Raw genomic sequence first — 26,252 nt, forward strand, 5'->3', positions numbered from 1 at the left:
CCATCGCGTCGCTCTGACGATTACACTGGGCCCGTGCCTCCCTTGAACTTCTGGTCGATCTATCAGCACGGCTTCACACGCGTCGCCGCGTGTACGGGCCACACCGTCATCGCGGACCCCCACGCCAACGCCGAAGCGGTCCTGCGCCACGCGCGCCGGTGCGCCGAGGAGAGCGTCGCCGTCGCCGTCTTCCCGGAGATGGTGCTGTGCGGCTACTCGATCGAGGACCTGCTGTTGCAGGACGCGCTGCTCGACCAGGTCGAGGAGGCACTCCAAGAGGTGGTGACCGGGTCGGCTCAGCTGCTGCCGGTGCTGGTCGTCGGTGCCCCGCTGCGCCATCGCAACCGGATCTACAACTGCGCGGTGATCGTGCACCGCGGCCGCGTCCTCGGTGTCGTACCCAAGTCGTACCCGCCGAACTACCGGGAGTTCTACGAGCGCCGGCAGATCGCCGACGGTGCCGACGAGCGCGGCGGGTCGATCCGCGTCGGCGGCGAGGCCGTACCGTTCGGCGTGGACCTGCTGTTCGCGGCGGAGGACGTCCCCTCTCTCGTGCTGCACGCGGAGATCTGCGAGGACATGTGGGTACCGGTGCCGCCCAGCGCGGAGGCGGCCCTCGCCGGTGCGACCCTCCTCGTCAATCTCTCCGGCAGCCCGATCACGGTCGGGCGGGCCGAGGACCGCAAGCTGCTGTGCCGCTCGGCGTCCGCCCGCTGCCTCGCCGCGTACGTCTACGCGGCGGCCGGGCTCGGCGAGTCGACCACCGACCTGTCCTGGGACGGCCAGGCCATGATCTACGAGAACGGCGTGCTGCTGGCCGAGACCGAGCGGTTCCCGCTCGGCGACCAGTACGCGGTGGCCGACGTGGACCTCGACCTGCTGCGCCAGGAGCGACAGCGGATGGGCACGTTCGACGACAACCGCCGTACGCACAGCGCGCGGACCGGCGACTTCCGGACGGTCACGTTCGAGCTCGATCCGCCGCTCACCGACCTGGGGCTGCGCCGTCGCGTGGAGCGCCTCCCGTTCGTGCCGGCTGACCCCGACCGCCTCGCCCTGGACTGCTACGAGGCGTACAACATCCAGGTCGAGGGCCTCCAGCAGCGGTTGGCGGCGATCGGCGGCGCGAAGGTGGTCATCGGGGTGTCCGGCGGCCTCGACTCCACGCACGCGCTGATCGTCGCCGCGCGCGCGATGGACCGCGCGGGCCGCCCGCGCAGCGACATCCTGGCCTGGACGCTGCCCGGATTCGCCACCAGCGACCACACCAAGGACAACGCCCACAAGCTGATGAACTCGCTCGGCGTCACCGCGGCCGAGCTGGACATCACGCCGACCGCACGGCTGATGCTGAAGGAGATGGGCCACCCGTTCGCGTCCGGCGAGCCGGTATACGACGTCACCTTCGAGAACGTGCAGGCCGGACTGCGCACCGACTACCTGTTCCGGCTCGCCAACCAGCGCGGCGGCATCGTGCTCGGGACCGGCGACCTGTCGGAGCTGGCGCTCGGCTGGTCCACGTACGGCGTGGGCGACCAGATGAGCCACTACAACGTCAACTCGGGCGTGCCGAAGACGCTGATCCAGCACCTGATCCGCTGGGTCATCAGCAGCGGCCAGTTCGACGACGAAACCGGCAAGACCCTTGCAGCGATCCTCGACACCGAGATCAGCCCGGAACTCGTACCGGGCGAGGAGATGCAGTCCACCGAATCCAAGATCGGCCCGTACGCGCTGCACGACTTCACGCTCTTCCACGTACTGCGCTACGGCTTCCGGCCGTCGAAGATCGCCTTCCTGGCCTGGCACGCCTGGCACGACCAGGACGCCGGTGCCTGGCCTCCGGGCTTCCCCGAAGCAAAGCGGGTGGCGTACGACCTGCCGGAGATCCGGCACTGGCTGGAGGTCTTCTGCCGTCGCTTCTTCGCGTTCGCGCAGTTCAAACGATCGGCCATGCCCAACGGGCCGAAGGTCTCGGCCGGCGGTTCGCTCTCACCGCGCGGCGACTGGCGCGCGCCGTCCGACAGCACGGCCCGGTCCTGGCTGCGTGACCTCGCCCGCTTCGATCCTCCGGAGCCGGGCCGCTGACCGGCCCCGCGGGCGGGGCCGTGGCCGCTCAGTGGTGAAGGGCACCAGGGCGGTCGAGTGCGTGCGCGGCGACCACGCGCTCCCGCCCGGCCGACGGGGTCTTGTGGCGGACGTCCACCGCGTAGGAGACGGCCGCCACCGCGAGGCCCAGCACCGCCAGCCCCGCGCCCGCGACCGCCGGTGACGTCACGCCGAAGCCCGCGGCGAGGGCCAGCCCGCCGATCCACGCGCCGCCGGCGTTCGCCAGGTTGAAGGCGGCCTGGTTGGCGGAGGACGCCAGGGACGGGGCCGCCGAGGCCTTTTCCATGACCATCAGCTGGAGCGGCGACCCGGTGACGAAGGCGGCGACACCGAGCAGTACCACCGCCAGCCCCGCGCTCCACTCCGTACGCATCAGCAGCGGGAAGGCGGCCAGCACGACGACCAGCGAGGCCAGGCCGCCGAACAGCGTGCGGCGCATCGCGTGGTCCGCCAAGCGCCCGCCGAGCAGGTTGCCCACGGTCGCGCCCACCCCGAACAGCGCCAGCAGCAGCGTCACGCTGGAGTCGGCGTACCCGGCGGCGTCGGTGAGCATCGGCGTGATGTAGCTGTAGGCCGAGAACAGCGCACCGAAGCCCGCCACCGTCGTACCGAGGGCCAGCCACACCGACACCGACTTCAACGCGGCCAGCTCGCCGCGCAGCCCGGTCGCGGGCGCGTGCGTGTGGTCGTGCGGGATCAGCAGCGCCAGCGAGGCGATCGCCACCAGGCCGATCGCGCTCACACCGAGGAAGGTCGCCCGCCAGCCGAGGTGCTGACCCATGAGGGTGGCGACCGGGACGCCGGCGATGTTGGCGACGGTCAGGCCGAGGAACATCAGGGAGACGGAACGGGCCTTGCGCTCCGGGGCCACCATGGTGGTCGCGACGACCGCGCCCACGCCGAAGAAGGCGCCGTGCGGGAGGCCGCTGAGGAAGCGGGCAGCCAGCAGGTAGTGATAGTCGGGGGCGAACGCCGACAGCGCGTTGCCGGCCACGAACAGGCCCATCAGGCCGATGAGGACCGTACGGCGGGACATCCGCGCGGTGACCGCGGCCAGCAGCGGGGCGCCGATGACGACGCCGAGCGCGTAGGCGGAGACCAGATGTCCGGCGCTGGGGATCGAGATGTGCAGGTCGTCCGCGACCTCGGGGAGCAGCCCCATCATCACGAACTCGGTCGTGCCGATGCCGAAGGCGCCGACGGCCAGAGCGAGCAGGGCCAGGGGCATGAGGGGCCTTTCAGAGTTGCAGAGGGGAGTTCCGCCCATCGTATGTTCAAGTACGGAACAAAGCCTCTCAGGCCCAGTATTCCAACTGGTGAAGACGAGGTTGCGGCGGCCTCTCAGGAGTCGCTTGTGGCGAGACTCACACGCGCCGCCACCGGCAGATGGTCACTGCCGGTCTCCGGCAGCGTCCACGAGCTCAACGGCTCGACGCCCTGCACCATGATCTGGTCGATCCGCGCCATCGGGAACGACGCCGGCCAGCTGAACCCGAAGCCGCTGCCCACCGCGCCCTGTGTGGAGCGCATCTGGGAGGTGACGGCGTTGAGCGCGCGGTCGTTCATGGTGCCGTTCAGGTCGCCGAGCAGGATCTTCCGGCCCAGCCTCTCCTCGGCGATGGCCTCGCCCAGCGCGTCGGCGCTCTTGTCGCGCTGGCGGGCAGTGAACCCGGCCTTCATCTTCACCCGCACCGACGGCAGGTGGGCGACGTACACCGCTACGTCGCCGGCCTGCGTCGCCACCGTCGCCCGCATCGCCCGCGTCCAGCCCAGCTTGATGTCGACGGCCGCGACACCGCTCAGCGGGTACTTGCTCCACAGCCCGACGGTGCCCTGCACCGAGTGGTACTTGTACGTCGACGCCAGCGCCCTCTCGTACGTCGGGACCGCGGACGCCTTCAGCTCCTCCAGGGCCAGTACGTCCGCGCCGGACGCGGCGACCGCGCGGGCGGTGCCGGAGGGGTCCGCGTTGTCGGCGTTGACGTTGTGGGTGGCCACCGTGAGGTCGCCGCCGGTGCCCGCCTTGTCCGTGAGCAGACCGCCGAAGAGGTTCAGCCACACGACCGCCGGCAGCAGCACCGCGATCAGCGCGGTCGCCGACCTGCGCACCAGCGCGAGGACGAGCAGCACGGGCACGAGGACGCCGAGCCAGGGCAGGAACGTCTCCGTGAGGCTGCCGAGGTTGCCGATGGTGTTCGGGATGCGCGAGTGCAGCAGCATCACCAGGGCCAGGAGCAGCGCGATGACCGCGAGGACGATGCCGCGCCGCCAGATCCGCGGGTCGCCCCGCCAGCCGTCGACCAGGCGCTCGACCAGGCGCCGGAACCGGGGGCCCCGGCGCTCGTCCCCCGAGCCACCGTCGTCCGTCTCCGTCACGTACGCCTGCTGCGCCATACCGTCGCCTCACTACCTGCCGAGCACACCGTCGTCCCATCGCGTCCCTAAGACCCTAGGGGATGATCGGCTCCGATCTCAGCCGCCCCATGACGGCCGTACGGGCACGAGGACGCCCGGGGCGGCGTCAGGAGTTCCGCTTGCGGACGGGACCGCGTCGTCTGTGACGAAACGCTCACATTCGGGCTACAGGGCTAGGGATTGGGCGAACTGACGGGGCGTAGTCCTTCGAGCAGCGTGTCGACCACCCGCTCCGCGAGGTCCTCGGGGAGGGCGCCTTCCGGGCGCATGACGGAGCGGACGAGTACGGGGCCGACGAAGATGTCGTTGACCAGCTCGAGGTCGATGTCGGTGCGCAGTTCGCCGTTCTCCTGGCCGCGGCGCAGGATCTCGACGCCGAGCCGGCGCCGGGGGGCGATGACGAGGCTGTCATAGACGGCCCAGATCTTCGGGTTGCTCTTCATCTGGACGTGGACGTTGTGCAGGATCGCCGAGGTGCGGTTGGCCAGGCCGCGTCGGCGCAGCCACTCCAGCAGGACGACCAGGTCGTCGCGCATCGAGGTGCCGGGGAGTTCGGGGTCGGGGGGCTCGGCGGCGCGCAGCACGTCGACGAACAGCTCCTCCTTGCCCCTCCAGCGGCGGTAGATGGTGGCCTTGCCGACGCCGGCGGTGCGGGCGATGCGCTCTATGGAGAGCTCTGCGAGCGGCACGCCGTCCTCCAGGAGCTTCATCGCGCCCTCGATGATGGCGCGCTCCACGGCCTCGCTGCGGGGGCGCCCCCTGACGGGTGCCCCTGAAGCGGCGTTGGTGTCGGCGAGGCTCACTGTGTCGTCCGTCCCTTCGTTGCGCCGGGGTGGTTCCCGGGTCCGCTGTTCCTCTTGGCCTCCCCCCGGTCCCAAGCCCCCTACTCCGCCGCCGTCACCAACTCCGCTTCCTCCTCGTTCTCCTGACCGGACTTCGGCTTGCCCGGCAGGAACAGTGCCACGACGACGGCTCCTATGACGGCGATGACGGCGCCGCACAGCGCGGTGACGTGCATCGCGTGCAGGAACGCGTTGTTGGCGGGTGTGACCAGGGCCTCGCCCCGGGCGCCCAGCTTCGCGGCGACACCCAGCGTGGCCTCGATGGACTCCCCCGCAGTGTCCCGCAGCCCCGCCGGCAACGAGCCGAGGCTGTCCTCGACGCCGCTGCGGTACGACGCCGACAGGACCGAGCCGAGGACGGCGATGCCGAGCGCGCCACCGACCTGCCGGAAGGTGTTGCTGAGCGCGGACGCGGAGCCGGCCTTCTCGCGGGGCAGGGCCTGCATGATGACGACGCTGGTCGGCGTCATGATGTGCGCCATGCCGGTGCCCATGAGGAAGAAGACGACCTCCAGCAGCCAGATCGGCGTGTCCGCCTCGAACGAGGCGAACGCGGCCAGCGTCGCGGCGATCAGGAGCATGGCGCCCGTGGTGGTGGCCTTAATGCCGAAGCGGTCGACGACCAGCCGGGCCCGCGGCGCGAAGATCATCTGGGCGGCGGCGAGCGGCAGCATCAGCAGACCGGTCTGCAGCGGCGAGTAGCCGCGCACGCTCTGGGTGTAGAAGACGGAGAAGAAGGTCACGCCCATCAGAGCGAAGAAGACCAGCGCGATGACGCCGATCGCGGCCGAGAAGACCTTGTTCTTGAAGTACGTGATGTCGATGGACGGGTGGTCGCTGCGCTTCTCGAACACGACGAAGCCGGCGAGAACGGCGACACCGGCGGCGATGGTCGCCAGCACCTTGGCGTCCGTGAAGTCGGCGAGCTGGCCGCCCTTGATGATGCCGTAGACGAGCAGGACCAGGCCGACGACGGACAGGACCACTCCGACGGGGTCGATGCGGCCGGGGTTCGGGTCGCGGGAGTCCGGCACCAGCCACACCATCAGCGCGAACGCGAGCACCACGATCGGCACGTTGACGAGGAAGACGGAGCCCCACCAGAAGTGGTCGAGCAGCAGGCCGCCGGTGATCGGGCCGATGGCGATGGCGAGGCCGACACCGCCGGCCCAGATGCCGATGGCCTTCGGCTGTTCGTCCCGCTCGAAGACGTTCATGAGGACGGCGAGCGTCGCGGGCATCACGAAGGCGGCACCCAGGCCCATCACCGCCCGGAAGACGATCAGCTCGGTCGCCGAGCCGGACTCGGCGGCGAGGGCCGAGCCGATACCGAAGACGGCGAGCCCGCCGAGGAGGACCAGCTTGCGGCCCAGGCGGTCGCCGAGCAGACCGGCGGTGAACAGCAGGCCCGCGAAGACGAGGGTGTAGGCGTTGATCGCCCACTCCAGCTCGCTCTGCGTGGCGCCCAGGCCGGTCGGGGCCGGGGTCGAGATCGTCTTGATCGCGACGTTCAGGATGGAGTTGTCGAGGACGACGATCAGCAGGCTGAGCATCAGCACGCCGAGGATCGCCCAGCGGCGCCGATGCACCTCTTCCGGTATTCGGGGGGCAGAGACGGCAGGATTAGTCATGGATCCGAGGCTAGGTTAGTTCCGATACGAGACCGTCTCGTATCGGAAATCCTTTACCGAGGCCTTACGCGGGATGGAACCTCACAGGGGGTCCCCTGGCCCTCCGTGGCACGAGGTGCCACCATGGAGGCGGTCCGGGGACGCCGTAAGGGCGCCTCGAGATGACGTAAGGAGCCGTTGCAATGACGCAGCTTTCGGCTGCCCAGACGAAGCCCTCCGACGGCAGCAAGGCGCTGTACGGGGGCAAGGGCACGCGCCGTATCACCGTTCGCGACATCGCCACCGCCAAGGAGCGCGGCGAGAAGTGGCCCATGCTCACCGCGTACGACGCGATGACGGCGTCCGTCTTCGACGAGGCCGGGATCCCGGTCATGCTCGTCGGCGACTCCGCGGGCAACTGCCACCTCGGGTACGAGTCCACCGTGCCCGTCACCCTCGACGAGATGACCATGCTGTCGGCCGCGGTCGTACGCGGCACCCAGCGTGCCCTGATCGTCGCCGACCTGCCCTTCGGCTCCTACCAGGAGGGCCCGGTGCAGGCGCTGCGCTCGGCGACCCGGCTGGTGAAGGAGGCGGGGGTCGGTGCCGTCAAGCTGGAGGGCGGCGAGCGCTCGCACGAGCAGATCCGGCTGCTGGTGGAGTCCGGCATCCCGGTGATGGCCCACATCGGCCTCACCCCGCAGTCCGTCAACGCCATGGGCTACCGCGTCCAGGGGCGCGGCGAGGAGGCCGCCCAGCAGCTGCTGCGCGACGCGAAGGCCGTACAGGACGCGGGCGCGTTCGCGGTCGTCCTGGAGCTGGTCCCGGCGGAGCTGGCGGCCGAGGTGACCCGGGTCCTGCACATCCCGACGGTCGGCATCGGCGCGGGGCCGGAGACGGACGCGCAGGTGCTGGTGTGGACCGACATGATGGGGCTGACCGGCGGCCGGGTACCGAAGTTCGTCAAGAAGTACGCCGCCCTGCGTGAGGTCATGGGCAGCGCGGCGAAGGCGTTCGCCGAGGACGTCGTCGGCGGAACGTTCCCGCTGGAGGAGCACTCCGTCCACTGAGCCATTGCCGCACCACACAGCCCCGCCGATCTTCCCCCGTCGGCGGGGCTGTGGTGTGTCGTGGGCAGGACTGTCGGTGAGCTGTAGGCACCGGCAGGGGTCCTGTCGGTGACCTGTCGGTGGTTTGTCGGTGGGCGCTGGCACCATCATCGGCATGACGCGAATCGACAAGAACCCCGACGGCGGAGGCGCCGCCGTCACCGTGCGGGGTCTGGTGAAGCACTACGGCGAGACGAAGGCGCTGGACGGCGTCGACCTGGACGTGCGGGAGGGCACCGTCATGGGGGTGCTCGGGCCGAACGGCGCCGGGAAGACCACCCTCGTCCGCATCCTGTCCACCCTGCTCGCCCCCGATGCGGGGCAGGCCACCGTCGCCGGATACGACGTCGTGCGGCAGCCCCGGCAGCTGCGCCGGGTGATCGGACTGACCGGGCAGTACGCCTCCGTGGACGAGAAGCTCCCCGGCTGGGAGAACCTCTACATGATCGGGCGGCTGCTCGACCTGCCCCGCAAGGAGGCCCGGGCCCGCGCCGACGAGCTGCTGGAGCGGTTCTCGCTCACGGACGCCGCCAAGCGGCCGGCGAGCACGTACTCCGGCGGTATGCGGCGGCGGCTCGACCTCGCCGCCTCGATGATCGGGCGCCCGGAGGTGCTGTTCCTCGACGAGCCCACCACCGGTCTCGACCCGCGCACCCGCAACGAGGTGTGGGACGAGGTCAAGACCATGGTCGGGGACGGGGTGACCGTCCTGCTGACCACCCAGTACATGGAGGAGGCCGAGCAGCTCGCCTCCGAGCTGACCGTCGTCGACCGGGGCAAGGTCATCGCGAACGGCGCCATCGACGAGCTGAAGGCCCGGGTCGGGGGGCGTACGCTCCGCGTCCGGCCGCTCGATCCGCTGGAGCTGCGTCCGCTCGCCCGGATGCTCGACGAACTGGGCATCACCGGGCTTGCCACGACGACCGTGGACACGGACGGCGGCGATCTGCTCGTGCCCATCCTGAGCGACGAGCAGCTGACCGCCGTGGTCGGCGCGGTCACCGCGCGCGGCATCACGATCAGCTCCATCAGCACCGAACTTCCCAGCCTGGACGAGGTGTTCCTGTCCCTCACCGGCCACCGTGCCAGTGCCCCGCAGGACACCGCGCCCGCCGACACCCGCGAGGAGGTCGCCGTATGAGCGCCGCAACCGCCACCGCCGCTACCACCCACACCGCCGACGCGCGCATCCCGCTGCGCGGCCACCTGCGCCACACCGGCGCCCTCATCCGCCGCAACCTGCTGTGGATCCGGCAGGACCCCGAGTCGATGTTCGACGCGCTGCTGATGCCGGTCGTCTTCACCCTGCTGTTCGTGTACGTCTTCGGCGGCTCGATCGGGCAGGCCCTGGGCGGCGGGCAGGACGGGTACGTGCAGTACGTGATCCCGGGCATGATCTCGATGATGAGCATGACGCTGTCCCAGAGCGTCGGCACCGGCTTCAGCCAGGACTTCAACTCCGGTGTCATGGACCGCTTCCGGTCCCTGCCGATCGGGCGTGGCTCGGTGCTGTTCGCGAAGATCTCGGTGGAGCTGGCGCGGATGCTGTTCGCGACCGTCGTGCTGATGATCGTCGCCGTCCTGGTCGGCTTCGACATCAACCACTGGGGCGGACTGTTCGCGGCCGTCGGCCTGTCCGCGGTGTTCGCCTCGTCCATCATGTGGGTGTTCCTCACCCTGGGCGTGATCCTGAAGAACGCGCAGTCCGTGCAGGCGATGGGCTTCCTGGTGCTGTTCCCGCTGCAGTTCGGCTCGTCGATCTTCGCGCCGACGAACTCGATGCCGGGCTGGCTGCAGGCCTTCACCGACTACAACCCGCTGTCCACGCTCGCGGACGCGGCGCGCGGACTGATGGTGGGCGGGCCCGTCGCGCACGACCTGTGGGTGACGCTGGGCTGGTCGGTGGCCATCACGGCGGTGATGGCGCCGGTCGCGATCCACAAGTTCCGCACGAAGAGCTGACGCCACATCGGTACACGTCACGCCAGGGCGGCGGCCTCCCCGGGGGAGAGGCCGCCGCCCTGCGCGTAGGCGCCGTACCCGCTCAACACGTCCCCCCTCACACCAGAGCCGCGGCCTCCTCGAAGGAGAGCTCGCCACCCACCGCGTACGCCGCCTCGTACTCGTCCTCGCCCAGCGCGGCCCGGGTGCGGTCCACCGCCAGGGTCAGCACCGTGCGCTCCAGGGTGGTCGCGACGTGGCCCGGCGGCAGAAATGTGACGGCGGCGCCCAGGCAGCGGGCCGCGTCGTGGGCGCGGCCGCCGTCGTCGACCCCGGTGAGGGCGACCGCGGCGATGGTCAGGTAGGCGGCGCGCATATGGGGGGCGATGGTCTGCGAGAGGCGGTCGGAGGCATGTTCCAGTGCCCGCCGAATGGCGGCGAGGGACTCCTCATAGCGGCCGTCGAGCGCGTCCAGCCAGGCCTCCGAGCCCAGGAGGAAGGCCTCGAAGACGAAGAAGTGGGACAGCCCGAACTCCTCGCGCAACCGCTGGAGTTGCTCCCGTGCCTCCGCCGTGCGGCCGGTCATGCCGAGCCAGCCGGACAGGAAGAGCCGGGCGAAGGCTTTCGACTCGTGGGCCGGGCCGTCCTGCCGGCCGACCACCTCGCGCAGCAGGCGCTCGCCGTGCTCGTGCTGCCCCGCCTCCAGCAGAGCGCTGCCGAGCCGGGCGGTGAGGATCGCCACCTGGGCGCGGGCGCCGAGCCGCTCGGCGTGTTCGATGGCGGCCTCGTAGTCGGCGGCGGCCGGCAGGTACGCGCCGGTGCGCTCATGGGCCTCGCCGCGGGCGGAGAGCGCCTCGGCGGTGCCCCAGGCGTCCCCGAGGCGCTGGAAGATCTCCAGCGACTCGTCGGCGTCTCGGGCCGCGTCGGCCGCCCACTCGGCGCGGTTGGCCCGCAGGTTGGCGCGCAACTGCAGGCTGCCCGCGAGCTCCCACTCGAAGCCCGGTGTGTCACGGCAGGTGCGCACGGCGGCGTCGGCGATGACGTCGATGCGGTCCATGTCGCTGGTGAGCACCACGGCGAAGAACCAGAGCATGCCCGGGGCACGGCAGATCTGCGGCATCCCGGGCTCGTACGTCGCGGCGATGACCCGCAGTTTGGCCTGGGCCTGCGGGGTCTGCCAGGAGTCCAGCTCGGTGTCCATGCAGGCGAGATGGGCGAGGTGGAGGCCGCGCCGGGCCTCGGCGAGGACCTCGCCGGTCATGGGCGGCGGGGCGTCCGTGCACCGCTGCCACACCGGGGCGGCCGGCCGGGCGGGTTCGGTGAACGGGTCGGGGCCGAGGGTCATGGCCTCGGCGCACCAGCTGCGGGCCTCGATGCGCAGGTCACGCATCTGCCAGTACCAGACGAGCGACAGGACGAGGCACAGGGCCTCCTGTTCGTCGCGGGCGGCGACGGCGTGGCGCAGGGCGGTGCGCAGGTTCTCGTACTCCGTCTGGAACCGTTCGATGGCGGCGCGCTGGCCGAGGCCGCGCAGCAACGGGTCGGTGGTGCGGGCGAGTTCGCGGTAGTACGTCAGATGCGCGCGCTCCGCCTCGGTGCGCTGCCCGGCCTCGTCGAGCCGCTCGCCCGCGTACTCGGCGACGGTCTCCAGGAGGCGGTAGCGCATCCCGCCGTCCGAGCTGTGCCCGGTGCCCTGCTCGGCGCTCTGCTCAGAGCCCTGCTCCGATCCCTGTTCCGAGCTCTGCTCCGACGCGGGGGACGAAGGCGCGGCCACCACAAGGGACTTGTCGACGAGCGAGCCCAGCGCCTCCAGCGCGGCCGGACCGCACACGGCCTCGGCGGCGGCGAGGTCGCAGCCGCCCGCGAAGACCGACAGGCGCCGCAGGACGTCCCGTTCGTCCTCGTCGAGCAGGTCCCAGGACCAGTCGACGACCGCGCGCAGGGTCTGCTGGCGGGGCAGGACGGTGCGGCTGCCGGAGGTGAGCAGCCGGAAGCGGTCGTCGAGCCGGTCGGCGATCTGGCGTGGCGTCAGCATCCGCAGCCGGGCGGCCGCGAGTTCGATGGCGAGGGGCAGTCCGTCGAGCCGCCGGCAGATCTCGGCGCAGGCCCCGGCATCGTCCCCGACGCGGAAGCCGGGCCGGGCGGCCGCGCCTCGCTCGGCCAGCAGCCGCAGCGCGACCGGCTCGGGCAGCGGCTCCACCGGCCGCAGCAGCTCCCCCGGTACGCCGAGGGGTTCGCGGCTGGTGGCGAGCACCGTCAGCTCCGGGCAGCGTTCCAGCAGCTCCTCGACGAGCCGGGCGGCCGCCTCGACGACGTGCTCGCAGTTGTCGAGGACGATCAGCATGCGGCGCCTGGCGCAGTGCTCGACGAGCCGCTCCACGGGGTCGTCGTACCGGTCGGCGACGGCCGCCCGTATGTTCTCGGCGCCGGCGCCGTGCAGCACGGTCTCGCGGGCGCCGATGGCGGTGAGCACGGCCTCCGGTACGGCGGCGGCGTCGTCGACGGGGGCGAGCTCGGCCAGCCACACCCCGTCCCGCGCCGCGTACCGCACGCCCTCGGCGGCCTCCTGCGACAACCGCGTCTTCCCGGCCCCGCCCGGCCCGAGCAGCGTGACGAGCCGGGCGCTCGCGAGGTCGCCGCGGATGGTCTCGATGTCGGCCTCCCGGCCGACGAAGGAGGTGAGGCGGGCGCGGAGGTTGCCGAGCCGCGGGGCGCGGGAGCCGTCGGTCCCGGCAGCCGGGCTCGCACCGGGAACCTCCGGCGCGGGCCGGGCCACTGCCCGCGGGTTCAGCAACTCGGCGTGCAGCGCCCGCAGTTCCGGTCCCGGATCGGAGCCGAGGCGGCCCGCCAGCAGCCGTCGTACGTCCTCGTAGGCGGCCAGCGCCTCCGCGGTGCGGCCGGCGTCGCGCAGGGCGCGCAGGCGCAGCGTCTGGAGGGGCTCGTCCAGGGGGTGGGTGTCGCACAGGGCGGTCAGTTCGGGCAGGGACTGTTCGCCGTGGCCGAGGGCGAGCGCGGCCGTGTGCCGGGCGCGCAGCGCGTCGAGGCGCCGGGTCTCCCAGCGGGCTGCCTCGGCGGTGCGGTCGGGGAGGTCGGCGAGGACGGGGCCGCGCCACAGGGCGAGGGCGTCGTCGAGGACGACGACGGCCTTCGCGGGGTCCCCGTCGGCCAGGGCGCGCAGGCCGTCGGCGGACAGCCGCTCGAAGCGGTGCAGGTCGATGTCGTCGGGTGCGGCGGTGAGCCGGTAGCCGCCTTCGACGGAGGCCACGGCGTCCGCCCCGAGCGCCCGGCGCAGCCGGCCGACCAGTGCCTGGAGCGCGCCCGGCGCGTCGGCGGGCGGGTCGCCCTCCCACACCTCGTCGACCAGCAGGCTCGCGGGCGTGGTACGGCCGGGCCGCAGGGCCAGCACGGTCAGCAGGGCGCGCAGCCGCGCCCCGCCGACGGCGACGGGCGTGCCGTCGGGGCGGAGTGCCTGGGTGGTGCCGAGGATGCGATAGCGCACGGGGTTCATTGTCTCCGGTGGCGTCGGTGCCGGTCACGGGGTTCGGTCGGCGGGGCGTGCCGTGCGGGGGCGCGGCGGTGGCGGTGGCAGCGCCAGGGAAGGCACCTCATGAAGGCTGCCCTCCCGCATCCGCCGTGTCGGCCTCGGACACGGTGCGGGGCGTCTCCGCCGTGTCGGCCCCGGACACGGTGCGGGGAGTTCCCGCCGTGTCGGCCCCGGACACGGTGCCGGGAGTCTCCGACGGCGCGGGCGGTACGTCGAATACCTCGAGGGTCACCACGGCCCCTTCCTCGCTGCGGCGTCGGCCCCGCCCGTCCGCCCCGGTGCGCACGTCACCGGGGGCGAACCACTTCGGGCAGCTCCGCACCGGCCGCAGTGACCGCTCCCCGGGGACGGGCCACCACGAGCGCGAACCGGGCGCGCTCTCGGCGAAGCCCTGGGTCAGGACCTGAACGGCACGTACGCGGCCGGTGACCTCGGGCCACGAACCCCCGTGCCGCTCGACCGTGAGCAGCCCGGCCGCACGGATCCGGTCCCCCTGCCGCGCCTCCCTCGGCCCCGCGTCTCCCAGCGCCACGACCAGGCCCTCATCCTCCCCCACGACCCGCACAGTCCCCTCGCCGTCCGACACCTCCCGCACCGGGCCGACGACATGGGTGAGCCGCTCGTCCCAGCCTCCGCCGAGAAAGTCGTCCGCGTCCGTCAGCAGCAGCAGCAGCGGCCAGCTCACCTCCTCGCCCACCGCGAAGGGCGTGCCGCAGCACTCCATCTGCCAGTCCGCGTAGAACACGTGCCAAAGTCCCATCCCCCTACCTTCTTGGGAACCGGCGACCGATCGCGAGACGTTTTCCCCGTACGCCCGGTACGGTCGGGCTTTCCAGCCGCCCGCGCCGTACCCGAACGCAGTAAACAGGAGCCCGTCTCATGACCACCGCCACCACCCGCCACAGCGACCGGCGGATCAGTCCCGTCTTCGTCGGGATCCTGGCCGTCACCGCGGTCACGGGCTGGGCGACCTGGACCGGCTTCGCCGAACAGCCGGGCGTGGCCGTGTTCCTGTTCGTGACGGCTGCGTGGATCGTCTCGCTCTGTCTGCACGAGTACGCGCACGCGCGCACCGCCCTGCACAGCGGCGACATCTCGGTGGGCGCGAAAGGGTATCTGACCCTCAATCCCCTCAAATACACCCACGCCCTGCTCAGCATCGTACTGCCCGTGCTGTTCGTGATCATGGGCGGGATCGGGCTCCCCGGCGGTGCCGTCTTCATCGAGCGCGGGCGCATCCGGGGCCGCTGGCGGCACAGTCTCATCTCCGCCGCGGGACCGCTGACGAACGTGCTGTTCGCGGCCGTGTGCACCGCCCCGTTCTGGCTGGACGCGCTGGACGGCGTGCCCCGCGACTTCCGGTACGCGCTCGCCTTCCTCGCCCTGCTCCAGGTCACTGCGGCGATCCTGAACTTCCTGCCGGTGCCGGGCCTGGACGGCTACGGCGTCATAGAGCCCTGGCTGTCGTACAACATCAAGCGACAGGTGGAGCCGTTCGCGCCGTTCGGGCTGCTGTTCGTGTTCGCGCTGCTGTGGGTTCCGTCGATCAACAGCGTCTTCTTCGACGTGATCCACTCGATCCTGCGCGGCCTGGGGATCAGCGGCAACGACACGTACTGCGGCCAGGAGTTCTACCGCTTCTGGCAGGGCACGAACGAGTTCTGCGCGGTCAGCCCGTGACGGACTTGCCCGGGGCGGCGGCCTTGCCGCGCTTCAGGTAGTACCAGCACATGTTGGACGACAGCCCCGCCAGCAGCACCCACACGATCCCCAGCCAGCTGCCCTGGACGAACGAGACGACGGCTGCGGCTACCGCGAGCACACAGACGACGAGGGCATAGAGGGCGAGGCGGGGCATGGGGGTGGCTCCTGTCGGGGGACACTGTTTGCGCCGTCCAGTGTCCCCCATGGAGCCGCCGGTCCGGGAACGGCCTCACACGTCGGTGATACGGAGCCCCGCGTGCGCCTTGTAGCGCCGGTTGACGGAGATCAGGTTGGCGACCAGCGACTCCACCTGGTGGGCGTTGCGCAGCCGGCCCGCGAAGATGCCGCGCATACCGGGGATGCGCCCGGCCAGCGCCTGGACGATCTCCACGTCGGCGCGCTCCTCGCCGAGGACCATGACGTCCGTGTCGATCTCGTCGATCTCGGGGTCCTGCAACAGCACCGCGGACAGGTGATGGAACGCGGCCGCCACCCGCGAGTCCGGCAGCAGGGCGGCGGCCTGCTCGGCGGCGCTGCCCTCCTCCGGCTTCAGGGCGTAGGCGCCCTGCTTGTCGAAGCCGAGCGGGTTGACGCAGTCGACGACGAGCTTGCCGGCCAGTTCCTCGCGCAGCGACTCCAACGTCTTGCCGTGGCCCTCCCAGGGCACGGCGACGATCACGATGTCGCTGCGGCGCGAGGTCTCGGCGTTGTCGAAGCCCTCGATGCCGTGTCCGAGCTCGTCGGCGGCGGCCTGGGCGCGTTCGGCGGCCCGGGAGCCGATGATCACCTTCTGGCCGGCCCTGGCGAGCCGGTAGGCGAGTCCCTTGCCCTGCGGCCCGGTCCCGCCGAGCACGCCGACGACGAGTCCGGAGACGTCGGGCAGGTCCCAGGGGTCCTTGGCGGGGGCCTTCTGTGCACTGTCGGTAGAGGTCATGCGCCGACTTTACGTGCGCACCGGCCCGCCCACTTGGTCAGGTGAGCTCAGTCACCGGCACTCTGCACAACGCGACCGTCTCGTAGGCGCCGAAGTCCCCGGTCTCGTAGCGCAGTCCGACGGTGGCCGCGTCGATCCGTACCAGCTCGGAGTACGCGGCGGGCAGGCCGTTCACCGTGTACACGGGCCGCCAGGTGACGCCGCCGTCGGTGGAGGCGCGCAGGGTCATGAGGGCGCGGGCGGCGGGGACGGCGGTCTCGGTCATGGGGACTCCTTCCCCAGGCCGGGCGAATTCAGGGTGAACTCCCGGTCACGAGTGGCCGGTTGCGGCAGTATGCGGCCGTATGGATGCCGTACGGGTCGCGCTGCTGCGCGAAGTGCTCGCCGGGACCGAGTGGCTGGGGGCCACCCGGCGGTTCGCGGGGGTGCTGCGCGGGTCCGTGGTGTCGCACGGGGGCGGGCTGCTGCTCGTGGGGACGCCTGCGTACGAGCCCTGGCATCTGGCCGCCCACCTGGCGGATGAATCCGCGTGGTCGGGGACGCCGGAGCTGGCCCCCACGCTCGTACGGCATGACGCGCGCGCCTCGGATCCGGCGCACCTGGCGGTCGGCCTCGGCCGGATCGAGGCGGCGCGGCGCGGCGAGACCCTGCTGGTGGTGGCGCCCGAGGGCCCCGGCGACCCGCTTCTGGAGCGGGTGCACGACGCCCGCCGGGCCGGGGCGACGGTCCTCTCCCTGGGTTCCGGGGACCGTGACCTGGTTTCCCTGGCGCACGAGTCGCTCGCCGTACCGGAGGGCACCGACCTGGACCTGGACACCGTGCAGCACCTGGTCAGTGCGGGGGCCGGGGAGAACGCGCTGCCGACGCCCCGGGGCCGCCGACGGCTGCGGGACCGGCTGTCACGGCTGGCGGACCAGCTGACGGCGCCGCCACCGGCGCCGTGGTGAAAGGGGCCGCGGGGAAGGTATCTGTGCGAAAGGCGACTGCGGTGAAAGCGATCATGGTGAAAAGCGGTTGCCGCCCGCGGCGACGGGGGCGGACCATGGCCGGTCGTGACCGCCGACGCCCCCGCCTCCCCCGCTGAATCTCCCTCCGGCCTGCGCGGCCTGCTGCCCGATCTCGCCCCTTGGCGGGCCTCCGTCGACTTCCGGAGGCTGTGGCTGTCGGGGCTGATCTCCAACTTCGGGAGCTTTCTGACCTTCGTCGCGCTGCCGGTGCAGTTGAAGGACCTCACCGGGTCGGCGGCAGCGGTGGGCGCGATCGGTGCGGTGGAGCTGGTGCCGCTGATCGTGTTCGGGCTCTACGGCGGGGCGCTCGCCGACGCCCTGGACAAGCGGAAGCTGATCGTCTGGACGGAGGCCGGCCAAGGGCTCCTCTCCGCCGCGCTGTTGCTCAACGCCTTGCTGCCGGAGTCCGCCGTCTGGCCGCTGTACGTCGTCGCCGCGCTGTCCTCCGCACTCGTCTCGGTGCAGCGGCCCGCGCTCGACTCGCTCTGGCCGCGGATCGTCGCCCACGACGACCTCCCGGCGGCAGCCTCGCTCAACTCCTTCCGCTGGACGGTCGGCGGCGTGGCGGGCCCGGCGCTCGCGGGCGTGGTCGTGGCGTACGCGGGGCTCGGCTCGGCGTACGCGGCCGACCTCGTCACCTTCGCCGTCTCCGTCCTCCTCGTCCTGCGCATCGCCCCCTCCCCCGCCTCGCACGAGGCCGCCAGGCCGTCCCTGAAGTCGATCGTCGAGGGCGCCCGCTACGCCTGGAGCCGCAAGGAACTGCTCGGCACCTACGCCGTCGACCTCGCGGCGATGTTCCTGGCGATGCCGCTCGCCGTACTGCCGTTCCTCGCCGACGAACTGGGCGCGGAGTGGTCCCTGGGCCTGATGTACGCCACCGTCCCGGCCGGCTCCCTGCTGGTGAGCCTGACCAGCGGCTGGACCTCACGGATCCACCGGCACGGGCGGATGGTGGTGCTGTCGGCCGCGCTGTGGGGGCTGGCGATCGCCGCCGCCGGTCTCGTCGGCAACGTATGGCTGGTGCTGCTGTTCCTCACCGTCGTCGGCGGCTGCGACATGGTGAGCGGCATTTTCCGCGGGGCCATGTGGAACCAGACGATCCCGGACGAGCTGCGTGGCCGGCTCGCCGGGATCGAACTGCTGTCCTACTCGGTGGGGCCGACGCTGGGCCAGGTCCGCACGGGCGGGGTCGCCGCCTGGCTGGGCGTGCGGACGTCGGTGTGGTCCGGCGGGCTCATGTGCGCGGGAGCGGTGGGGCTGCTCGCCCTGTGCCTGCCGAAGCTGATGACGTACGACGTACGGACGAACGAGCACGCGCTGCGACTGCGCGACCAGCGCGCGGCCGCGGCTCCCGCTCCGGATCCGGCAGAGGCGTGATCAGTCGTCGTCCCCGGTACCGGGCGCCTGGGCGTCGTGCCACCGGGGGTCGTTCTCCCATTCGAGGTTGCGTTCGCGGGCGATGTCCATCGCGTGCTGGGCCTCCTCGCGGCTGGTGTACGGGCCGAAGCGGTCCTTGCCCGGGCAGTCCGGCCCCTCCTCGACCTTCTTGTGTTCCAGGCAGTAGTACCACTCACCCGGCTTGCCGACGGTGCGCTTCTTGAACAGGGGCATGAACAGCTCCTCTCGCCACCGACATGTTCCCCCATCCCCGCTGGTTAGACTCGCTGGCATGTCTGGCCAGTCGCTGCTCGTACCAGGGGAGCTCTCTCCCGCCCGTTCCGTACCCGGAAACATCCGCCGCCCCGAGTACGTCGGCAAGCCCGGGCCCACGCCGTACACCGGACCGGAGGTGCAGACGCCCGAGACGATCGAGGCCATGCGCCGGGCGGGCCGGATCGCCGCACAGGCGATGGCCGAGGCCGCGAAGATCATCGCGCCGGGCGTGACGACGGACGAGCTCGACAAGGTGGCGCACGCCTACATGTGCGACCACGGCGCCTACCCGTCCACCCTCGGCTACCGCGGCTTCCCCAAGTCCCTGTGCACGAGCGTCAACGAGGTCATCTGCCACGGCATCCCCGACTCGACGGTGCTGCGCGACGGCGACATCGTCAACCTGGACGTGACGGCGTACATCGGCGGGGTGCACGGCGACAACAACGCCACCTACCTCGTCGGTGATGTCGACGAGGAGTCGCGGCTGCTGGTGGAGCGGACCCGGGAGTCCCTCAACCGCGCGATCAAGGCGGTCAAGCCGGGCCGGCAGGTCAACATCATCGGCCGGGTCATCGAGTCGTACGCCAAGCGGTTCGGGTACGGGGTGGTCCGGGACTTCACGGGTCACGGGATCAACTCCTCGTTCCACTCCGGGCTGATCATCCCGCACTACGACAGCCCGCACGCGACGACGGTGATCCAGCCGGGGATGACCTTCACGATCGAGCCGATGCTGACGCTCGGGACGCACGAGTACGACATGTGGGACGACGGCTGGACGGTCGTCACGAAGGACCGCAGGCGGACGGCGCAGTTCGAGCACACGCTGGTGGTGACGGAGACGGGGGCGGAGATCCTGACGCTGCCGTAGCTCCGCGCGTTTCCGCGGCCCGCTCTCTTCGGAGGGCGGGCCTTTCGTGTGGGTCACGTGTCCTTGATCGGAACCCGGGGTATTTCTTTTACCGACAGGACGTCGGCAAGATGTTGACTTAGGTAAGGCTTACCTTAAATGATGCGAACCATGGACTCCTTCTCGACAGTGATCCGCACCGCGTCACACGAACAGCACGTGGACGCGGAGACCTCGACGTTCATGAGCGACCTGCTCGGCGGCCGCCTGGGCGTGGACGCGTACGCGCGGTACACCGAGCAGCTGTGGTTCGTGTACGAGGCGCTGGAGGCCGGGGCCGAGCGGCTGGCCGCGGACCAGGTGGCCGGGCCCTTCATCCAGCAGGAGCTGTTGCGGCTGACCGCGCTGGAGCGGGACCTGGCGCATCTGCGGGGTGCCGACTGGCGGGCGGGCCTGACCGCTCTCCCCGCGACCCGCGCATACGCCGACCGGGTGCGGGAGTGCGCCGAGCAGTGGCCCGCCGGATACATCGCCCACCACTACACCCGCTACCTCGGCGACCTCTCCGGTGGCCAGATCATCCGCGACAAGGCGGAGCGGACGTGGGGCTTCGAACGCAAGGGCGACGGGGTGCGCTTCTACGTCTTCGACGGGATCTCCAACCCGGCCGCGTTCAAGCGGGGTTATCGCGAACTGCTGGACGCGGTCCGGGCCGACGACCTGGAGAAGCAGCGGATCGTGACGGAGTGCAAGCGGGCGTTCGCGCTGAACACGGCGGTGTTCCACGCGCTGGGCGAGGAGTTCCCGCTGAGCGCCTGAGCGCTCCGCGGGAAGTGCGGTCACTGGAAGTGCCCTTGACGAAGTCCGGTGCGGTATCGCGCCCGCGGGTTCGCCATCGCGCTTCCAGCGGAGCGCTCAGCGCTCCGGCTGACGCTCCGGCTGGCGTTCCAGGAACACCCGCCCTCCGATCTCCACCCACCCGTACGGCTGCGGTGCCGTCAGGATCTGGGAGCCCGCACCCTGGGTGATGTTGAGCGCCCGGCCCAGCTGTTCGGTGAGCAGCAGTGCCGCCGCGCCCGTCGCCTCGTCCTCCTCGATGCCGTCGTCGCGGCCCGGGAAGGCGCGGGCACGGACGCGGCCGGCGGGCTCGTCCTCCCAGGCCCAGGCGTAGATCCACTCGCCGGGCGGGGGGACGGGCAGGCCCTCGACCTCGGCGGCTGTGGCGTACTGGCGGAGCGTGCGCGGCGGAGCCCACTCGGCCCGCGCCTCGATCCAGCTGAACTCGCCGTCCTGCCGCGCCCCGACCACTCCGGCCGGCGTGACCAGTTCGGGGACGTCCAGGAGCCATGCCGTGCCGACACAGGGGTGACCGGCGAAGGGCAGCCGCAGCGTGGGCGTGTAGATGTCGATGACGCCACGCTCGGGGTCGTCCACGAACACCGTCTCGCTGAAGCCGAGCTTCCCCGCCAGCGCTTGCCGGTCGTCCCGGTCCGGCAGCACGGAGCCGTCGCGGACGACACCCAGCTCGTTGCCGTACCCGCCGTTCGCCGCGCAGAACACACGCAGCACGTCGTAATCAGTCACTCGGGAATTGAAACATCGTCCGGGCCGCGAGGTCGTCCCAGGCGGCGGGGCCGCCGGGGAGGGGCCAGGAGAGGGTGCGGGCGCCGCGTCGTACGGCAGCTCGGCCATGGTGTCGCCGTACACCCTTTCCTGGACGGCCCGTTGACGCTCCACGGCCGCCGAGGGGATCGTACGGATCCACGGTCGCCCGCCGACCGAGCGGGCCACGCGTGACGGCGCGCGCCGGTGACACGGTGGTCGTGGCGTTGCACGACCCGGGGCCCACCGCGGTATGCGCGCACCGGGGCGCGCTCCTGTGCGCCGGTCGTGTCGCGGGGGACGGGCCACCGGCCGAGGTGTTCTCGACGCCTCCGCTCTCGCAGGTCTACGACCAGCACGTTGAGGCGCTGCCGCACCCGCGCACGGGCGCACTCCCGGCGACCCCCGAAGCGGAACCTTTGAATCTCCTATGACCGAATCTTTGCGTCCGGTTTGGACGATCGTGATCACCCCGTGCTCATACAGCGTCGATGAGAGGTGAATCACGGCACGCAGGGGTATCAGGCAGGTAAGCCTCGGTTAAGTTAGGGCAGCCTCACCAATCTTTGTGAGCACCGTCACGCCGTTTTTCAGCCACCCTCGGGGAGCCCGCATGCGAGCCGTCAGACTGTCCGTCGTCACCGCCGCCGCCACCGCGGCCGCCCTGACCGCCGTCACGGGCTGCACGGAGAAGAGCGACGCCGACGGTGCCGGGGCGATCCAGGTGACCGCCGCGGACTCCACGTGCAAGACGTCCACCAAGTCGGTGCCGGCCGGCCAGGTCACGCTGAAGATCGAGAACAAGGGCTCCAAGGCCACCGAGGTCGAGATCCTCTTCCCCGACGACCGGATCGTCTCCGAGAAGGAGAACATCGGGCCGGGCACGAAGTACACGCTCACCGCCGAGGTGAAGGCCGGGTCGTACGAGATCGCCTGCCGCCCCGGCATGAAGGGCCGCGGCGTCCGGCAGAAGCTCACCGTCACCGGCGGCTCGGTCGCCAAGCGCGACCCCAAGCTGGACAAGGCCGTCGCCGACTACCGCGAGTACGCGCAGGAGCAGGCCGACGCGACGCTGCCGCTCGTCAAGACCTTCGTCGCGGCGGTCAAGGCCGGTGACATCGACGCCGCGAAGAAGGCCTTCGCGCCCTCCCGCCTCGGCTGGGAGCGCACGGAGCCGGTCGCCGAGTCCTTCGGCGACATCGACCCGAAGGTCGACGTCCGCGAGGACGGCCTGGAGGACGGCCAGAAGTGGACCGGCTGGCACCGCCTGGAGAAGGCCCTCTGGCAGGACAAGAAGATCGGCGCCGAGGAGAAGACCCTCGCCGACCAGCTGGTGACGGACCTGACCGACTGGCAGAAGCGGGTCGGCAAGGCCGAGATCACCCCGACCTCCATGGCCAACGGCGCCAAGGAGCTGCTCGACGAGGTCGCCACCGGCAAGGTCACCGGCGAGGAGGACCGCTACTCGCACACCGACCTGAGTGACTTCAAGGGCAACGTCGAGGGCGCCCAGAAGGCGTACGAGCTGCTCAAGCCGGTCGCGCAGAAGAACGACGCGGCGCTGACCACCGAGCTCGACAAGCAGTTCGCCGCGCTCGACACGCTGCTGGACAAGTACCGCGCGGACAAGGCCTCGTACGACTTCGTGTCCTACGACAAGGTCACCGAGGACCAGCGCAAGGAGCTCTCGGACGCGGTGAACGCGCTCGCGGAGCCGCTGTCCAAGCTCGCCGCAGCCGTCGTGAAGTAAGAGGAGCCCATCCATGACGGACACTCAGTCGGACACCCGGTCGAATACGCAGGAAGCCAACGACGAGGCCGGCCCCGGCTCCGCTCCCTCCCGGCGCTCGCTGATCGGCTGGGGCGGCGCGGGCCTCGCGCTCGGTGCCGCCGCGGCGGGCGGCGCGGTGGCGATGACCCGGGTCGGTAACGACGTGGACCCGGCCGCCGCCGAGACGGGGGCCGCGGTCGCCTTCCACGGCGTGAACCAGGCGGGCATCGCCACGCCGGTCCAGGACCGGCTGCACTTCGCCGCGTTCGACGTGAAGACCGACGACCGCGCCGAGTTCGTGCAGCTGCTGAAGGACTGGACCGAGGCCGCCCGGCGGATGACCGCCGGGAAGGCGGTCGGCGAGGGCGCGTACGGCGGGCTCGCCGAGGCGCCGCCGGACGACACCGGTGAGGCGCTGGGCCTGAAGCCGTCGCGGCTGACCCTCACCATCGGCTTCGGCCCGTCGTTCTTCGAGCGGTTCGGGCTGGCGGACCGGCGCCCGGAGGCGCTGGTCGACCTGCCCAAGTTCCCGGGCGACAACCTCGACAGGACCCGCACCGGCGGCGACCTGTGCATCCAGGCCTGCGCGGACGACCCGCAGGTCGCCGTGCACGCGATCCGCAACCTGGCCCGCATCGGCTTCGGCAAGGTCGCCATCCGCTGGTCGCAGCTCGGCTTCGGCAAGACCTCGTCGACGACCCCCGACGCCCAGACCCCGCGCAACCTCATGGGGTTCAAGGACGGCACCCGCAACATCGCGGGGACGGAGACGGACCGGCTGAAGAAGTTCGTCTGGGTCGGTGACGGCGACACCCAGGACAAGTCGGCCTGGATGACCGGGGGGTCGTACCTCGTCGCCCGGCGCATCCGCATGAACATCGAGACCTGGGACCGGACCTCGCTCCAGGAGCAGGAGGACGTCTTCGGCCGCGACAAGGGCGAGGGCGCACCGGTAGGCAAGGCCAAGGAGCACGACGCGCCGTTCCTTAAGGCGATGAAGCCCGACGCGCACGTCCGCCTCGCGCACCCCGACTCCAACGACGGGATCACCATCCTGCGCCGGGGCTACTCCTTCACCGACGGCACCGACGGCCTCGGCCGGCTCGACGCGGGCCTGTTCTTCCTGGCCTACATGCGTGACGTGCGCAAGGGGTTCATCCCGCTGCAGCGCAAGCTGTCGGCGTCCGACGCGCTCAACGAGTACATCCAGCACGTGGGTTCGGCGGTCTTCGCCGTCCCGCCCGGCGTCCGCGACAAGGACGACTGGTGGGGCCGGACGCTGTTCTCCAAGGAGGCGTAGCCCGTGTTCTCCAACTACCTGATCGGTCTGCGCGAGGGACTGGAAGCCAGCCTCGTCGTCTGCATCCTGATCGCCTACCTGGTCAAGACGGGCCGCCGGGACGCCCTGAAGCCGATCTGGATCGGCATCGGCATCGCGGTCGCCATCGCGATGGGCTTCGGCTGCGTCCTCGAATTCGGCTCGCAGGAGCTGACGTTCGAGGCGCAGGAGGCGCTCGGCGGCTCCCTGTCGATCGTCGCGGTCGGCCTGGTGACGTGGATGGTCTTCTGGATGCGGCGCACCGCCCGGCATCTGAAGTCGGAGCTGCACGGCAAGCTGGACGCGGCCCTGGCGATGGGCACGGGCGCGCTGGTCGCCACCGCGTTCCTGGCCGTGGGCCGCGAGGGCCTGGAGACCGCCCTGTTCGTGTGGGCGTCGGTCCACGCGGCCAGCGACGGCACGCCCCGCCCGCTGGTCGGCGTCGCGCTGGGCCTGGCGACGGCGGTCCTCCTCGGCTGGCTGTTCTACCGGGGGGCGGTGCGCATCAACCTCGCCAAGTTCTTCACCTGGACCGGCGGCATGCTGGTCGTGGTCGCGGCGGGCGTGCTGGCGTACGGCGTGCACGACCTGCAGGAGGCCAACTGGCTCCCGGGCATCCAGAACTTGGCCTTCGACATCAGTGACACCATCGACCCGAGCAGCTGGTACGGCACGCTCCTCAAGGGCGTCTTCAACTTCCAGCCCGACCCGACCGTGTTCCAGGTCACGGTGTGGCTGCTGTACCTGATCCCGACGCTCGCGGTGTTCCTCGCCCCGGTAGGGTTCGCCTCCGGGAAGGGGAAGGTGACAGCACCTGATGACCAGGGTTCGCGGCCCTCGAAGGCCGAGCAGTCTTGAGCGGAGCGCGCTGATCGCGGCCTCGGTGACGGCTTTGTCGCTGACGGCGAGCGGTTGCGTGGTGGTGCACGGTGAGCGCGAGGTGCTCCCGGCCACCACGCGCGCCGAGGCCGCCAAGGCGCTCCAACAGTTCACGGCCGCGTACAACAAGGCCGACAAGGCGTACGACAGTTCCCTGGACGCGGACTACGTCACCGGCGCCCTCGGGGACATCGACGGGGCGCGGCTGAAGGCGGGCCACGCCAACAGTCCGGGCGGCAACTCGGCGCACACCCCTCTGACGTTCACGGACGCGCAGTACACCATCCCCAAGAAGGCGGGCTGGCCGCGCTGGTTCGTCGCCGACGCCAAGGCCAACAAGGGCGGCACGGCACACTGGCTGCTGGTGTTCAGGCGGGACGGCCTGTCCGAGCCGTGGCAGGTGCCGTATCTGACGCTGGTGGCCCCGGGCGCCGTACCGGAGTTCAAGAAGGACAAGGACGGCTGGGCCGAGGCCGTACCGGCGGACTCGGCGGAACTGGCCGTCGCGCCCAGGGACTTGAGCCAGGATTACGCGACCTACCTCAAGAACGGCGGGAAGGTCTTCGCGGACGGCGCGTACACCAGCACCCTGCGCGCGGACCGCGCGAAGAGCGCCGCCAAGCCGGGTCTGGCCACGCAGTACATAGACGAGCCGCTGACCCGGGACGACTACGCCCCGCTGGCGCTGCGCACCGCGGACGGCGGGGCGCTGGTGTTCTTCACCACGCACCACTACGTGAAGCAGACGGCCGCGGCCGGGGCCTCCGTCCCCACACCCAACAAGAGCGTGCTGGCGCTGACCAAGGGCGAGATCAAGCAGTCCCTCACGATGGAGTTCGTCTCCAACCAGGTGGTCCTCGACCCCAAGCAGGGCTCGGGGGCCGGGCAGGTGTCGCTGGTCGGCAAGATCCAGGGGCTGACGGCGGCGCAGGGCGAGTAGCGCCTGCGTACGTCAGTGGCG

Annotated in this window: 23 protein-coding genes and 1 pseudogene; 13 read left to right on the plus strand and 11 right to left on the minus strand. The window is 71.2% G+C overall.

Features of this window, described 5'->3' with window-relative positions; genetic code table 11:
* The first annotated feature begins 33 nt into the window (after positions 1-33).
* On the plus strand, positions 34-2,088 hold the full coding sequence (locus ABT114_RS16150) for an NAD(+) synthase (RefSeq protein WP_351142889.1): 2,055 nt from the start codon (positions 34-36) through the stop codon (positions 2,086-2,088).
* A 28-nt stretch (positions 2,089-2,116) separates the two neighbouring features.
* On the opposite strand, the gene ABT114_RS16155 is transcribed toward ABT114_RS16150, so the two are convergent.
* The 4 genes from ABT114_RS16155 to ABT114_RS16170 all read right to left on the minus strand — a co-directional run bounded on the left by ABT114_RS16155 (position 2,117) and on the right by ABT114_RS16170 (position 6,997).
* Positions 2,117-3,337: an MFS transporter gene (locus ABT114_RS16155; RefSeq protein WP_351142891.1), complete on the minus strand. Its 1,221-nt coding sequence runs from the start codon at positions 3,335-3,337 to the stop codon at positions 2,117-2,119.
* 113 nt (positions 3,338-3,450) lie between these two features.
* Entirely contained in the window at positions 3,451-4,503 is a 1,053-nt protein-coding gene (locus ABT114_RS16160; RefSeq protein WP_351142893.1) for an endonuclease/exonuclease/phosphatase family protein, read from the minus strand.
* 194 nt (positions 4,504-4,697) lie between these two features.
* Positions 4,698-5,327, minus strand: coding sequence for a TetR/AcrR family transcriptional regulator (locus ABT114_RS16165; RefSeq protein WP_351142895.1), 630 nt, complete (start codon positions 5,325-5,327; stop codon positions 4,698-4,700).
* An 80-nt stretch (positions 5,328-5,407) separates the two neighbouring features.
* Complete coding sequence (locus tag ABT114_RS16170) at positions 5,408-6,997, minus strand: MFS transporter (protein WP_351142896.1); 1,590 nt, start codon at positions 6,995-6,997, stop codon at positions 5,408-5,410.
* Positions 6,998-7,179: 182 nt separating this feature from the next.
* Here ABT114_RS16170 and panB point away from each other — a divergent pair, with 182 nt between their 5' ends.
* The 3 genes from panB to ABT114_RS16185 all read left to right on the plus strand — a co-directional run bounded on the left by panB (position 7,180) and on the right by ABT114_RS16185 (position 10,047).
* Positions 7,180-8,046, plus strand: a complete 867-nt coding sequence (gene panB, locus ABT114_RS16175) for a 3-methyl-2-oxobutanoate hydroxymethyltransferase (RefSeq protein WP_351142898.1) — start codon at positions 7,180-7,182, stop codon at positions 8,044-8,046.
* A gap of 154 nt (positions 8,047-8,200) precedes the next feature.
* Positions 8,201-9,226, plus strand: coding sequence for an ATP-binding cassette domain-containing protein (locus tag ABT114_RS16180; protein WP_351142900.1), 1,026 nt, complete (start codon positions 8,201-8,203; stop codon positions 9,224-9,226).
* The gene (locus ABT114_RS16185; protein ID WP_351142902.1) at positions 9,223-10,047 is read left to right on the plus strand and encodes an ABC transporter permease; all 825 of its coding nucleotides are present in this window, start codon (positions 9,223-9,225) and stop codon (positions 10,045-10,047) included. Before ABT114_RS16180 ends, ABT114_RS16185 begins: the two co-directional genes overlap by 4 nt.
* Before the next feature lie 97 nt (positions 10,048-10,144).
* On the opposite strand, the gene ABT114_RS16190 is transcribed toward ABT114_RS16185, so the two are convergent.
* On the minus strand, positions 10,145-13,534 hold the full coding sequence (locus ABT114_RS16190) for an AfsR/SARP family transcriptional regulator (protein WP_351142904.1): 3,390 nt from the start codon (positions 13,532-13,534) through the stop codon (positions 10,145-10,147).
* Positions 13,535-13,631: 97 nt separating this feature from the next.
* A complete protein-coding gene (locus tag ABT114_RS16195; RefSeq protein WP_351142906.1) occupies positions 13,632-14,330 on the minus strand; it encodes a DUF6578 domain-containing protein in 699 nt (232 codons plus the stop codon).
* A gap of 119 nt (positions 14,331-14,449) precedes the next feature.
* Here ABT114_RS16195 and ABT114_RS16200 point away from each other — a divergent pair, with 119 nt between their 5' ends.
* On the plus strand, positions 14,450-15,250 hold the full coding sequence (locus tag ABT114_RS16200; RefSeq protein ID WP_351142908.1) for a site-2 protease family protein: 801 nt from the start codon (positions 14,450-14,452) through the stop codon (positions 15,248-15,250).
* On the opposite strand, the gene ABT114_RS16205 is transcribed toward ABT114_RS16200, so the two are convergent.
* From ABT114_RS16205 to ABT114_RS16215, 3 genes and pseudogenes are all read right to left on the minus strand, one after another.
* A complete protein-coding gene (locus ABT114_RS16205) occupies positions 15,240-15,428 on the minus strand; it encodes a hypothetical protein (RefSeq protein WP_502988330.1) in 189 nt (62 codons plus the stop codon). The genes ABT114_RS16200 and ABT114_RS16205 overlap by 11 nt on opposite strands.
* 75 nt (positions 15,429-15,503) lie before the next feature.
* A complete protein-coding gene (gene npdG / locus ABT114_RS16210; RefSeq protein ID WP_351142912.1) occupies positions 15,504-16,208 on the minus strand; it encodes an NADPH-dependent F420 reductase in 705 nt (234 codons plus the stop codon).
* A 37-nt stretch (positions 16,209-16,245) separates the two neighbouring features.
* Positions 16,246-16,461 (minus strand): annotated as a pseudogene (locus tag ABT114_RS16215) (sialidase family protein); the annotation flags it as partial.
* Between the two features lie 91 nt (positions 16,462-16,552).
* Here ABT114_RS16215 and ABT114_RS16220 point away from each other — a divergent pair.
* Positions 16,553-17,155, plus strand: a complete 603-nt coding sequence (locus tag ABT114_RS16220) for a hypothetical protein (RefSeq protein WP_351142913.1) — start codon at positions 16,553-16,555, stop codon at positions 17,153-17,155.
* Positions 17,156-17,260: 105 nt separating this feature from the next.
* On the plus strand, positions 17,261-18,592 hold the full coding sequence (locus tag ABT114_RS16225) for an MFS transporter (protein WP_351142915.1): 1,332 nt from the start codon (positions 17,261-17,263) through the stop codon (positions 18,590-18,592).
* Here the strand turns inward: ABT114_RS16225 and ABT114_RS16230 are convergent, their stop codons facing one another.
* Positions 18,593-18,826: a hypothetical protein gene (locus tag ABT114_RS16230; RefSeq protein WP_351142917.1), complete on the minus strand. Its 234-nt coding sequence runs from the start codon at positions 18,824-18,826 to the stop codon at positions 18,593-18,595.
* Positions 18,827-18,884: 58 nt separating this feature from the next.
* Between ABT114_RS16230 and map the strand changes: the two genes are divergently transcribed.
* Both map and ABT114_RS16240 read left to right on the plus strand, forming a co-directional pair.
* On the plus strand, positions 18,885-19,742 hold the full coding sequence (gene map / locus ABT114_RS16235) for a type I methionyl aminopeptidase (protein WP_351142919.1): 858 nt from the start codon (positions 18,885-18,887) through the stop codon (positions 19,740-19,742).
* Between the two features lie 150 nt (positions 19,743-19,892).
* A complete protein-coding gene (locus tag ABT114_RS16240; RefSeq protein ID WP_351142921.1) occupies positions 19,893-20,540 on the plus strand; it encodes a biliverdin-producing heme oxygenase in 648 nt (215 codons plus the stop codon).
* 96 nt (positions 20,541-20,636) lie between these two features.
* Here ABT114_RS16240 and ABT114_RS16245 read toward each other — a convergent pair whose 3' ends face one another.
* Positions 20,637-21,305, minus strand: a complete 669-nt coding sequence (locus ABT114_RS16245) for a PhzF family phenazine biosynthesis protein (protein WP_351142923.1) — start codon at positions 21,303-21,305, stop codon at positions 20,637-20,639.
* A gap of 631 nt (positions 21,306-21,936) precedes the next feature.
* Between ABT114_RS16245 and efeO the strand changes: the two genes are divergently transcribed.
* The 4 genes from efeO to ABT114_RS16270 are packed head-to-tail and all read left to right on the plus strand — an operon-like array spanning position 21,937 to position 26,231.
* A complete protein-coding gene (gene efeO, locus ABT114_RS16255; RefSeq protein WP_351142925.1) occupies positions 21,937-23,073 on the plus strand; it encodes an iron uptake system protein EfeO in 1,137 nt (378 codons plus the stop codon).
* Positions 23,074-23,086: 13 nt separating this feature from the next.
* Positions 23,087-24,394: an iron uptake transporter deferrochelatase/peroxidase subunit gene (gene efeB, locus ABT114_RS16260; RefSeq protein WP_351142927.1), complete on the plus strand. Its 1,308-nt coding sequence runs from the start codon at positions 23,087-23,089 to the stop codon at positions 24,392-24,394.
* Between the two features lie 3 nt (positions 24,395-24,397).
* A complete protein-coding gene (gene efeU, locus ABT114_RS16265) occupies positions 24,398-25,270 on the plus strand; it encodes an iron uptake transporter permease EfeU (protein ID WP_351142930.1) in 873 nt (290 codons plus the stop codon).
* On the plus strand, positions 25,230-26,231 hold the full coding sequence (locus ABT114_RS16270; RefSeq protein ID WP_351142932.1) for an SCO2278 family lipoprotein: 1,002 nt from the start codon (positions 25,230-25,232) through the stop codon (positions 26,229-26,231). Before efeU ends, ABT114_RS16270 begins: the two co-directional genes overlap by 41 nt.
* The last annotated feature ends 21 nt before the right edge of the window (positions 26,232-26,252 follow it).

It is taken from the genome of Streptomyces sp. NPDC002088 (assembly GCF_040296605.1).
In the GTDB taxonomy this organism is placed as follows: domain Bacteria; phylum Actinomycetota; class Actinomycetes; order Streptomycetales; family Streptomycetaceae; genus Streptomyces.